The organism is Burkholderia sp. JPY481 (assembly GCF_038900515.1).
Classification (GTDB): domain Bacteria; phylum Pseudomonadota; class Gammaproteobacteria; order Burkholderiales; family Burkholderiaceae; genus Paraburkholderia; species Paraburkholderia youngii.
This window is the reverse complement of the sequence record NZ_JAYMRT010000013.1, coordinates 1-11143: the sequence shown is the minus strand read 5'-3', so window position 1 is coordinate 11143 and position 11143 is coordinate 1. Positions and strand designations below refer to the sequence as shown.

Below are 11143 nucleotides of genomic sequence, written 5' to 3'. Positions count from 1 at the left end.
ATAAGCCGCGATCAGAACGTGAAGTCTTTCAACGCGTCGGGCATGCCCTCGGCGATCGCCGCCTGTTCCTTCGCGGCGTAGATCTGTGCATCCCACAGCTCGAAATGACGGCCCATGCCGAGCAGCGTCACTTCCTTCTCCAGCGAGCCAGCCGCGCGCAACTCCGGCGACACGAGCACACGGCCTGCGCCGTCCATATCCACATCCATTGCATTGCCGAGAAAAATGCGTTTCCACCAGGCTGCGTTCATGGGCAGCTTGTCGACCTTGTCACGGAAGATTTCCCATTCGGGGCGCGGAAAGAGCAACAGGCAGCCGTCCGGGTGCTTGGTGATCGTCACCCGGCCCTCTGCCTGTGTTTGCAGCGCATCCCGATAACGAGAGGGGATCGACATCCGCCCTTTCGCATCGAGCGTCAGCGCCGACGCCCCTTGGAACACTTCGCTCTCCCCTATTGCGGTGCTGTTTGCGCCGCCCGCCCGGTCCGTGAAAATCTACCTGAAAGTGATGCCGAGAACACACAAAAATACACTTTCTCACACTGTCTCCCACTTTAGAGGAACGCTACACACGGGTCAAGGGAGCGGCCCGCTTTTCGGGCGGATTTTGTTTGTTAGAACAAGGACTTAGCGCGACTCCTTCACGTCCCGTATAAAACGGAAAACCATTATAAATGAATGGGCTAGTGCAACTTGTGAAGGTGATACGTGAACAGTGCGGGGAAACAGCGCGGATTGAAAGAGATCGTTAAGGGATTCTGAAAGGAAAAGGACGACGCTGCGGGGACGAATGACGAACGGCGCGCGCGGCGCCGTGCCACTTGCGATTAATGCGTTCAGCGATGCTCGATGCGATACGTGCGGTGCGGCGGTCGACGAAGCAAAGCCGAAACGCTCATATGTAGTAGGCGGTGCGCGTCATCACCTTCGACATCGCGCGCATCAACGCACGCGCCGGAAACGGCAACTCGATGCCACCCGCGTCCATCGCGGCCTTGCCGTGCTGCACTTCATCGGCGCGCATCTGCTCGACGATCGCGCGCGACTCGTGGTCCGCGGCGGGCAGCTGATCGAGATGACTGTCGAGATGCTGCTCGACCTGGCGCTCCGTTTCGGCCATGAAGCCGAGGCTCACGCGATCGCCTAGACGTCCCGCGGCGAGCCCGATCGCAAGTGCGCCGGTGTACCACAGCGGATTGAGCAGACTCGGACGCGAGTCGAGCGCCTCGAGGCGTTTGGCGGTCCACGCCAGATGATCCTCTTCTTCCGATGCGGCGTGATCGAACATCGCGCGCAATGAAGGCGAGTCGGTAGCGAGTTTCTGCGCCTGGTAAAGCGCCTGCGCGCACACTTCGCCGACGTGGTTCACCCGCATCAAACCAGCTGCATGCGCGCGCTCCGCGGGCGAGAGTTCGGGCGCCTCGGCCGTCGCCGCGGAAACCTTCGGAAGCGGCAGCGGGCGGCTCATCCGCGAGACCCCCGTCAGTGAGCGTAAACCCCGATCAAACTCGCCAATCAACTCGTCCAGCAACATAAAGCGCTCCCTGATTCGACAACCGCCGCATCGTTCCGGAAGGTCCGTGGGACAAGGCCTTGCGACGCGAAAGCCGCGATCCGACAGGCCTCAATTCGCATGAAATGGGCGGTTAATTTCGGATTCTAGACCATGTTGCGTAAACGAAACAGCGGCCGTCCGGAGCGCCTCCTTTTTCTTTGTCCCATGTATGCCTTTTGTTACATTACGTGGCAACTTCTCGCGAAGTTGGACAAGCAAGGCCTTAGCACCAACTAAATATTTCGCCTTGAACAAAAGATTCGTAATCCTTGGAGATCATTCGATGAAAAAGTCGCTTCTCGCTCTCGCAGCACTGGGCGCATTCGCAGGCGTCGCTCATGCGCAGAGCAGCGTGACCCTGTACGGCATCGTTGACGTTGGTATCAACATGAATACCAATGCTGGTGGCTTTCACAAGTACGACATGTCTAGCGGCGTCCTGCAAGGCTCGCGTTTCGGCCTGCGTGGCACGGAAGATCTGGGCGGCGGTCTGAAGGCGCTGTTCGTTCTGGAAAACGGCTTTGACGTGACCAACGGCAAGCTCGGGCAAGGCGGCCTGATGTTCGGTCGTCAGGCATACGTCGGTCTGTCGAGCACCTTCGGCACGGTCACGCTGGGTCGTCAGTACGACTCCGTCGTCGACTACGTGGGTCCGTTCGAATCGGGCGATCAGTGGGGCGGTTACATCGCCGCTCACCCGGGCGATATCGACAACTTCAACAACGCATATCGCACCAACAACACGATCAAGTACACGAGCGCGAACTACAACGGCCTGACGTTCGGCGGCACGTATAGCTTCGGCGGCGTCGCTGGTGACTTCACGCACAACCAGATCTGGTCGTTGGGTGCTGGCTATAACAATGGCCCGCTGGCATTGGGCGTTGGTTACCTGAACGCACGTACGCCTGCAGCATCGGGTGGTCTGTTCAACAACGGCGGCACGATCGCAACGAACACACCGGCCGTGGGTACTACTCCGGCTAACTTCGCAGTCACGAGCCCGATTTACGCTGGCTTCGCATCGGCTAACACGTATCAGGTCGTCGGCGCAGGCGGTGCGTACACGTTCGGCGCGGCAACCATCGGCCTGACGTATTCGAACATCCAGTTCGGCAACCTGGGCAAGACCTTCACGTCGCCGTTCACTGGTCAGAAGGCTACGTTCAACAACGGCGAAATCAACTTCAAGTACCAGTTGACCCCGGCACTGCTGGTCGGCGCAGCGTATGACTACACGCGCGGCGAACAGATCGAAGGCCACTCGCGTGCTCAGTACCATCAGGGCGCACTGGGCGTGGATTACTTCCTGTCCAAGCGTACCGACGTGTACCTGGTCGGCGTGTATCAGCACGCTCTGGGCGACACGGTCAACGCAACGGGCCAGGTGGTCGCAGCAACGGCAGGCATCAACGGCCTGACCGGTTCGTCGACCAACAACCAGTTCACGGCTCGTGTTGGTATTCGCCACAAGTTCTAATAAGTCGTAAAAAAGCAGTTTGCCTCAAAGGCGCCTTCGGGCGCCTTTTTTTATGCGCGGGTTTTGTAGGCGCAACGAAAAAGCCCGGCGCACTTTCGTGCGCCGGGCTTTTCTGTTCTTCGCTCGCTTAAGCCCTGCCGTCGCGCAACTCGCGGCGCAGGATCTTGCCGACGTTGCTCTTCGGCAGCTCGGTGCGGAATTCGACGACCTTGGGCCGCTTGTAGCCGGTCAGTTGCGTTTTGCAGTACGCGAAGATCTGTTCGTCGGTCAGCGACGGGTCCTTCTTCACGACGAACAGCTTCACGGCCTCACCCGAATGCTGATCGGGCACGCCGACCGCCGCGACTTCGAACACGCCCGGCAGCTTTGCGACGACGTCCTCGACTTCATTCGGATATACGTTGAAGCCGGACACCAGAATCATGTCCTTCTTGCGATCGACGATCTTCACGAAGCCGTCCGCGCTCATGATGCCGACGTCACCGGATTTAAAGAAGCCGTCGGCCGTCATCACCTTGGCGGTTTCGTCGGGACGGTTCCAGTAGCCCGCCATCAGCTGCGGGCCGCGGATGCAGATCTCGCCTGCCTGGCCGGGCGCCAATTCGTTGCCTGAGTCGTCGCGAATCGAGATCTCGGTCGACGGCAGCGGCAGGCCGATCGTGCCGCTGTATTCAGTGACGGTGACGGGGTTGCAGGTCACGCACGGCGACGTTTCCGACAGCCCATAGCCTTCGACGATCGGCGTGCGCGTCCGCTCGAACCAGCGCTTCGCGACCGCCTCCTGCACCGCCATGCCGCCGGCGTTCGCGGTCAGCAGCTTCGAGAAGTCGAGCTTGTGGAAATCGGGGCTGTTCAACATCGCGTTGTACAGCGTGTTGACGGCGGGAATCGTCGTGATCGCATAACCCTCGAGCGACTTGATCATGCCAGGGATATCGCGCGGATTCGGGATCAGCACGCCGAGACCGCCGGTGCGGATCGTCAGCAGCCCGCACACGGTCAGCGCGAACACGTGATACAGCGGCAGAGCAACGACCGTAATGAACTGGTCGATATCGGTGCGGTTCGCGCGCACCGGATTGAGCCAGACCTCCGACTGCAGCACGTTCGCGATCAGGTTCCGGTGCAGCAGCGTCGCGCCCTTGGCCACGCCGGTGGTGCCGCCGGTGTATTGCAGAAACGCGATATCGTCAGGCCCCTGCTGGACCGGCTTGAACGTCAGGCGCGCGCCCTCCGAGACCGCGTCGTTGAACTTAACGTGTCCGGGCAGGCTCCACGCCGGCACCATCTTCTTGACCTTGCGCACCACGAAGTTCACGAGCGGGCCTTTGATCCCCATCAGGTCGCCCATCGCCGCGACGACCACATGCTTGACCGGCGTATTGCGCACGATTGCCTGCAAGGTCCCCGCGAAATTTTCGAGCAGGATGATCGCCTCAGCGCCGCTGTCCTTCAGTTGGTGTTCGAGTTCGCGCGGCGTGTACAGCGGATTCACATTCACGACCACATAGCCCGCGCGCAGAATCGCGGCGATTGCGACCGGATATTGCAGCACGTTCGGCATCATGATCGCGACACGCGCGCCGCGCGCGAGCCCTTTCGACTGCAGCCACGCCGCAAGATGGCGCGAGAGCTGGTCGAGTTCACCGTAGCTGATCTGCTTGCTCATGCACACGAACGCCGGCTTCGCGCGGTGTTCGCGAAAGGCTTCCTCGAGCAACTCGGCCACCGACGAATAGCGTGTCGGGTCGATCTCTGCGGGAACGCCGGGCGGATAAGACTTCAGCCAGATTTTCTCCATGCAGCGTCTCCTGAATTATTTTCGAATGATCGTGCTAAAAACGCATCGTAGCATGGGCATATTGCCGCCAATGGTCAAAGCGATGGGGTTAGACGGCAGCCTCGAACTTGCGAGGCTCGCCGTCGGCTTCAAGGTGCGGTGCGGCTTTCAGGCCCGCTCGACTTCGACGAGACAGTCGTAAAACGTCGCGGAACCGCCGAGATCGGTGAGTGCCTGGCTCGTCAACTGGTTGGCGTTACGGCCGTCCGGCGCGAGCTTCTTCCACCAGATCGACAACCCGACGACCAGGCCTTCGCGCGCCCGGTCGGTCACGCGGGCGCGCGCCTGCATCGAGCCGCGGTCGTTGAAGATGCGCACCTGATCGCCGTCGCCGATGCCGCGCGCGCGCGCGTCCGCAGGGTGGATGTCGAGATGGGGCTCGCCCTCGGTAGCGCGCAGACTCTCGATGTTCACGAAGGTGCTGTTCAGGAAGTTGCGCGCTGGAGGCGAAATCATCGCGAGCGGATAGCGGGCCGCCAGTTCGGGCGAGCCGTCGGCCGATTCGTAGGGTGGCAGATAGTCCGGCAGCGGGTCGAGGCCCTGTTGCGCAAGGCGCTCGCTGTAGAACTCGCACTTGCCGGACGGTGTGCGAAAGCCGCCGCCGGCAAATGGCGCGTCCGGTAGATTGAGACGGGCCCAGCCGGCTTGCTTCAGCAGCGGCCAGTCGACACCGTCCAGCGTCTTGTCTTCCCAGCGAAATGCGGCTTGCGCTACGGCTTCGTCGCTGTCGAAGAGTGACGGTTCCGTCAGGCCCATGCGGCGCGCGAGGCCGCGGAAGATCTCGGTATTCGGGCGTGCGTCGCCAAACGGCGCGATCGCGGGCAGGTTGACCATCACGTGCGTGTGGCCGTATGACTTGTGCACGTCGAGATGTTCGAGCTGGGTCGTGGCGGGCAGCAGCAGATCGGCGTAATCCGCGGTGTCGGTCTGGAAATGCTCGAGCACGATCGTGAAAAGATCCTCGCGCGCAAAGCCAGCCGCGACGCGTTCGGAGTCTGGCGCGACCGCGACCGGATTCGAGTTGTAGACGACGATCGCTTCGACTTTGGGGCCGAACGTCGCGTCGCCCGGGTGCAGCAACGCGTCGCCGATCGCATTCATATTGATCACGCGGCTCGGCTTCGACGGCCAGCCCGGCATCAGGTCGGGACGCTGCAACGCGTGTGAGTCGACCGGCGCCCAACCGCTCGACGACAACAGCGCCCCGCCCGCGCGCTCGCGCCATGCGCCGGTCAGCGACGGCAAACACGCGATCGCGCGCACCGCATTGCCGCCGCCGCGCACCCGCTGCAGACCGTAGTTCAAGCGGATCGCGGCTTTCTTCGTGCTGGCGTAAAGTCGCGCAAGATCGGCAATTTCTTCCTCTTTGACGTCACAAATTTCCCTAACGCGTGACAGTGGATAGCTGAGCGCGCGCAGCTTCAAGTCAGCGAAGCCCAGCGTGTGCGCCGCGATGTATTCGTGGTCGAGCAGATCCTCGGTGATCAGCACGTTCATGATGCCGAGCGCGAGAGCCCCGTCGGTTCCGGGCTTCAGCGCGATGTGCTGGTGGCATTTCTCCGCGGTCAGCGAGCGATACGGATCGATTGCGATCAGCCGGGCGCCGCGACGCTTGGCTTCCTGCGCGCGCGTCCAGAAATGCAGATTCGATGCGATCGGATTGGCGCCCCAGATCAGAATCACTTCGCTTTCGGCGAAAAACTCGCTGTGCATACCGACGCCGCCGCCATACGTGTATTTGAGGCCAGCTGCGCCGGCAGCCGCACAAATCGTTCGATCCAACTGCGATGCGCCGAGCTTGTGGAAGAAGCGTTGCGCGATGCTGTCGCCCTGCACCAAGCCCATCGTGCCAGCGTAGCTGTACGGCAGAATCGCTTCCGGCGCGCGACGGGCAATTTCGCCGAGGCGGTTTGCGGCAAGGTCCAATGCTTCGTCCCAGCTGATCGGCGCGAAGCGGCCCTCGCCCTTGCGGCCGACACGCTTCATCGGCGTCGTCAACCGGTTCGGATGGTACACGCGCTCCGCGTAGCGGCTGACCTTCGTGCACAGCACGCCCTGAGTCGGCGGATGGTCGGGATCGCCGGCGACCTTGATGGCCCGTCCGTTGTCGACGGTCACGCGCATCGCGCAGGTGTCGGGGCAATCGTGCGGGCACACGGCGCGCGCGAATTCGGTCGGGGCGTTCATCGGCAAGGTGTCCTGGCAAGCAGAAAGCGATCGGGCAAAATGGAATTTTATTACGTCAATAGGCCGCCGACCCGGGTGGTGCCGCCAAAAATGCCTTCGGCGTAGAATGAATTATCCGCAGTGCCCGGGCCGACGCGGTCCGCGGCGATCTCATGCTCGTCGAGCACAAACGCATAATCACTCCATCATGAAACTCATCCCCGAAATTCAGGCCGCTCGCGGCGAAATCCAGACCCTTCGACGAACCATCCATGCCCATCCGGAACTGCGCTACGAAGAGACGGTGACCGCTGATCTCGTCGCGCGTTCGCTCGAGTCCTGGGGCATCGAGACTCACCGTGGTTTGGGCAAGACGGGCGTGGTCGGCGTATTGAAGCGCGGGAACGGCTCGCGCGCGATTGGTTTGCGCGCCGACATGGATGCGCTCCCGATCCAGGAACTCAACAGCTTCGATCATCGTTCGACGAACGACGGCAAGATGCACGCGTGCGGGCATGATGGACATACAGCGATGCTGCTCGGTGCCGCGCACTACCTGGCCAAACATGGTGATTTCGACGGGACGATCGTGTTCATTTTCCAGCCGGCCGAAGAAGGGGGCGCCGGCGCGAAGGCGATGATCGACGACGGCCTGTTCACCAGATTTCCCGTGGATGCCGTGTTCGGCATTCACAACTGGCCGGGCATGCCGGCAGGCCACTTCGGCGTGACCGAAGGCCCCATCATGGCGTCGAGCAATGAATTTCGCATCGAAATCAAGGGCGTCGGCTCGCATGCGGCACTTCCGCACAATGGTCGCGACCCGGTCTTTACCGCGGTGCAAATTGCCAGCGGACTACAAAGCATCATCACGCGCAACAAAAAGCCGCTGGATACCGCGGTATTGTCGATTACGCAAATACATGCCGGCGATGCGGTCAATGTCGTGCCGAACGACGCGTGGATCGCGGGGACCGTGCGGACCTTTACGACAGAAACGCTCGACCTGATCGAGTCACGCATGCGCAAGATCGCGCAAAGTACAGCCGAAGCATACGATTGCTCCGTTCAGATCCAATTCCACCGGAACTACCCGCCTACGATCAATAGTGGCGAGGAAGCGCGTTTTGCGGCGTCGGTCATGAAAGAGGTCGTTGGCGCGGAAAATGTCGATGACGCTGTTGAACCGACGATGGGCGCCGAGGATTTCTCGTTCATGCTGCTGGCGAAACCGGGTTGCTATGCTTTTTTGGGCAACGGCGATGGCGGCCACCGCGAAGCCGGCCACGGCGCGGGCCCTTGCATGCTGCACAACGCGAGTTATGACTTTAACGACGAGCTATTGCCGGTGGGGTCGACGTATTGGGTTCGACTGGCGCAGAAATTTCTGGCGCAGGGTAAGTAGAGAGTTGAGAAGCATTGAGGCGCGTGGAGGTTTTCGCTGTAAGCGCGTCTTCATTACCGTGTAGATTTCGTCGTTGAGTTTGGCTACTTTGGTGCCCACCAAACGAATGGTGGACGCAACAGTGGACAGCTCTCCTCAATCCGAACGGTCCAAGCGACCCAATTTTTCTGTTGAGTTCAAGCGGCAGATCGTCGAGGCGACGCTCAAGCCGGGCGCATCGGCCGCGCTCATCGCTCGCGAGCACGACATCAACGCCAATCTGCTGTTCAAATGGCGTCGTCACTATCTTGACGGCGATTTCGGCATGCCCGACGTGCCGTTGCCAGAGGCGCCTGCACTCAACTAGCTACCAGTGGCCGTAGCTGAGCCTTTACTGGAAGTGCCCGGCGAGCCCATCGCCGGACAGCGCCGGCACCTACGAGGTCGAATGCGGTGACGTCCGGCTACGCCTGAGCGCTGACACGCCCATCGCAAACCTGATCAAGATTGTGCGGGGTCTTGCCCGATGAGCCTGCTGATGCTGCCGTCCGCCGTTGGCCTGCCGTCCGGATCCCGAGTGTGGCTGGCCGCTGGAGTCACCGACATGCGGGCCGGATTCAACAGTCTCGCCGCCAAGGTGCAGACCGTGCTGAAACGCGATCCGTTCTGCGGACACGTCTTCGTGTTTCGCGGCAAACGCGGCGACCTGCTCAAAGTGCTGTGGTGGAGTGGCGATGGCATGTGCCTGCTGATGAAGCGTCTCGAGAAGGGGCGCTTTGTATGGCCTCAAGCCGACGGTGCCGTTATCTGCCTGAGCCCGGCGCAACTTGTCGATGCTGCTCGAAGGCATTGACTGGCGGCAACCGACGAGAACTGCACGACCGACCTCGGCGTTGTAAACGTCGTGGCCCGCGCGCAAACTGGTCGCATGACGCGCGCGAGCCCACTTCCCGACGATGTCGAAACGCTGAAGGCGATGCTGCTCAGCCACGAGGCGGCGCTGCGCGAGCGCGACGCGCAGGTGTTCAAACTGCAGGAAACGATCGACTCGCAACAAGCCGCACTGGCCTCGCGCACAGCCGAGGTCGAACACCTGAAGCTGCTCATTGTCAAGCTGCGCCGTATGCAGTTCGGTCGCAAGTCGGAGAAGCTGGACCATCAGATCGAGCAACTGGAGCTGCGCCTCGAAGAGCTTGAGGCCGACGAAGGGGCGGCGCCAGTCGAAATCCCGAAGGCGCCGCGCACGGCTGTGGAACAGGCACCTCGCAAGCCACTGCCAAAACATCTGCCGCGCTAGCTCCGAACCTACTTGCCTGAATCTGGCGGGAAGTGCTCGGAGTGCGGTGGCGAGATGCAGCCGCTGGGCGAAGACGTTGCCGAACAGCTCGAGTACGTACCGGCAAGCTTCCGGGTCATCCGTCAAGTGCGCCCGAAGTTTGCGTGCGTGTGTTGCGATCACATCTCTCAGGCGCCTGCACCGAGCCGGCCCATCGAACGCGGTGTCGCCGGCCCAGGGCTGCTCGCCCACGTCCTGGTCTCGAAGTTCGCAGATCATGTACCGCTTTACCGGCAGTCGGTCATGTACGCGCGAGAAGGCGTCGAGCTTGATCGCTCGCTGCTTGCGAAGTGGGTCGGTCACGCGGCGACGCTGCTGCAGCCGCTCGTTGAAACGTTGCGTCGACACGTGATGTCGGCGACCAAACTGCACGCTGACGACACGCCGGTTCCGGTGCTTGCACCGGGCAACGGCAAGACGAAAACCGGTCGCCTTTGGGTTTACGTGCGCGATGACCGCGCATCGGCCGACACGACGCCGTCGGCGGTGTGGTTCGTCTATACGCCGGCTCGTAAGGGCATCCAACCGCGACAGTATCTCGAATGATTCAACGGCACGCTGCAAGCCGATGCATACGGTGGCTACCAGGCCATCTATGAAACCGGGCGCGTCACGGATTCGGCCTGTTGGGCGCACGCCCGACGTCAGTTCTATGAACTGCACGCAGCGCGCCCGAATGCGTTGAACACCGAGGCGCTTGAGCGTATCGGCGCGCTATACAGGATTGAGGAAACAATCAGGGGCAAGCCGCCCGACCAGCGCCGTGCGCATCGCCAGAAGCATGCGCGGCCGCTACTCGATCGAGTCCGTGCGTGGCTCACAACGGCGCTGGAGACCCTCTCGCGCAAATCGGATACGAGCCGGGCGATCCTCTATGCGCTGAACCGGTGGGAAGCGCTCACACGCTATTGCAATGACGGCCAGCTCGAAATCGATAACCTGCCAGTCGAGCGCGCGCTACGCGGGGTGGCCATCGGTCGACGCAACTATCTGTTCGCTGGAGCAGACTCCGGCGGCGAACGTGCCGCCGCGATCTACAGCCTCATTGGCACCGCAAAACTCAACGGCATCGATCCAGAGGCGTATCTGCGCTTCGTGCTCGCGCGCATCGCCGAGCATGCGATCAACCGCATCGATGAACTCGCACCGTGGGTCGTCGCCGATCAACTCCGCACCGCGGGCCTAAAGATCTCAGTCTCCAGTCAAGACGTCGCCGAGGCCACGCTTACTTTTCGCTTGCTTCAATGCTGTTTGTTGATTTCGGCCGCGTAAACGCAAAAACCCCACCGCTGGGGGTGGGGTTTCTGGCTTGTGGGGGAGCCTGACGATTACCTACTTTCACACGGGCAATCCGCACTATCATCGGCGTGGAGTCGTTTCACG

The 11143-nt window shown here is 61.5% G+C and carries 8 protein-coding genes and 1 pseudogene; 5 read left to right on the top strand and 4 right to left on the bottom strand.

Translation table 11 applies throughout. The features are described from left to right. Positions 1-11 precede the first annotated feature (11 nt). Together mraZ and coq7 are read right to left on the bottom strand one after the other, a co-directional pair. Positions 12-440 carry a division/cell wall cluster transcriptional repressor MraZ gene (mraZ, locus tag VSR82_RS26560; RefSeq protein ID WP_013090620.1) on the bottom strand — a complete coding sequence of 143 codons (429 nt, stop codon included), beginning with the start codon at positions 438-440 and terminating at the stop codon, positions 12-14. 454 nt (positions 441-894) lie between these two features. Beyond that, positions 895-1533, bottom strand: coding sequence for a 2-polyprenyl-3-methyl-6-methoxy-1,4-benzoquinone monooxygenase (gene coq7, locus VSR82_RS26555; RefSeq protein WP_429457828.1), 639 nt, complete (start codon positions 1531-1533; stop codon positions 895-897). Between the two features lie 304 nt (positions 1534-1837). Between coq7 and VSR82_RS26550 the strand changes: the two genes are divergently transcribed. Next, complete coding sequence (locus VSR82_RS26550; protein WP_368586827.1) at positions 1838-3034, top strand: porin; 1197 nt, start codon at positions 1838-1840, stop codon at positions 3032-3034. A gap of 127 nt (positions 3035-3161) precedes the next feature. On the opposite strand, the gene VSR82_RS26545 is transcribed toward VSR82_RS26550, so the two are convergent. Both VSR82_RS26545 and VSR82_RS26540 read right to left on the bottom strand, forming a co-directional pair. Next, entirely contained in the window at positions 3162-4835 is a 1674-nt protein-coding gene (locus tag VSR82_RS26545) for a long-chain fatty acid--CoA ligase (protein WP_429457824.1), read from the bottom strand. A gap of 147 nt (positions 4836-4982) precedes the next feature. After that, entirely contained in the window at positions 4983-7061 is a 2079-nt protein-coding gene (locus tag VSR82_RS26540; protein WP_498858233.1) for a molybdopterin-containing oxidoreductase family protein, read from the bottom strand. A gap of 187 nt (positions 7062-7248) precedes the next feature. Here VSR82_RS26540 and VSR82_RS26535 point away from each other — a divergent pair, with 187 nt between their 5' ends. From VSR82_RS26535 to tnpC, 4 genes and pseudogenes are all read left to right on the top strand, one after another. Then, a complete protein-coding gene (locus tag VSR82_RS26535; RefSeq protein ID WP_410848663.1) occupies positions 7249-8445 on the top strand; it encodes a M20 aminoacylase family protein in 1197 nt (398 codons plus the stop codon). Positions 8446-8566: 121 nt separating this feature from the next. Then, the gene (locus VSR82_RS26530) at positions 8567-8791 is read left to right on the top strand and encodes a transposase (RefSeq protein ID WP_429457822.1); all 225 of its coding nucleotides are present in this window, start codon (positions 8567-8569) and stop codon (positions 8789-8791) included. Positions 8792-8950: 159 nt separating this feature from the next. Continuing rightward, positions 8951-9277, top strand: coding sequence for an IS66 family insertion sequence element accessory protein TnpB (tnpB, locus tag VSR82_RS26525; protein ID WP_368586832.1), 327 nt, complete (start codon positions 8951-8953; stop codon positions 9275-9277). A 123-nt stretch (positions 9278-9400) separates the two neighbouring features. Next, positions 9401-10921 (top strand): annotated as a pseudogene (tnpC, locus tag VSR82_RS26520) (IS66 family transposase); the annotation flags it as partial. Positions 10922-11143: the final 222 nt, after the last annotated feature.

Bases quoted from the DNA above. Each gene is read 5' to 3' on its own strand.
- tnpB (WP_368586832.1), top strand. From the start codon at position 8,951: ATGAGCCTGCTGATGCTGCCGTCCGCCGTTGGCCTGCCGTCCGGATCC.
- coq7 (WP_429457828.1), bottom strand. From the start codon at position 1,533: ATGTTGCTGGACGAGTTGATTGGCGAGTTTGATCGGGGTTTACGCTCA.
- VSR82_RS26540 (WP_498858233.1), bottom strand. From the start codon at position 7,061: ATGAACGCCCCGACCGAATTCGCGCGCGCCGTGTGCCCGCACGATTGC.
- VSR82_RS26535 (WP_410848663.1), top strand. From the start codon at position 7,249: ATGAAACTCATCCCCGAAATTCAGGCCGCTCGCGGCGAAATCCAGACC.
- VSR82_RS26545 (WP_429457824.1), bottom strand. From the start codon at position 4,835: ATGGAGAAAATCTGGCTGAAGTCTTATCCGCCCGGCGTTCCCGCAGAG.
- VSR82_RS26550 (WP_368586827.1), top strand. From the start codon at position 1,838: ATGAAAAAGTCGCTTCTCGCTCTCGCAGCACTGGGCGCATTCGCAGGC.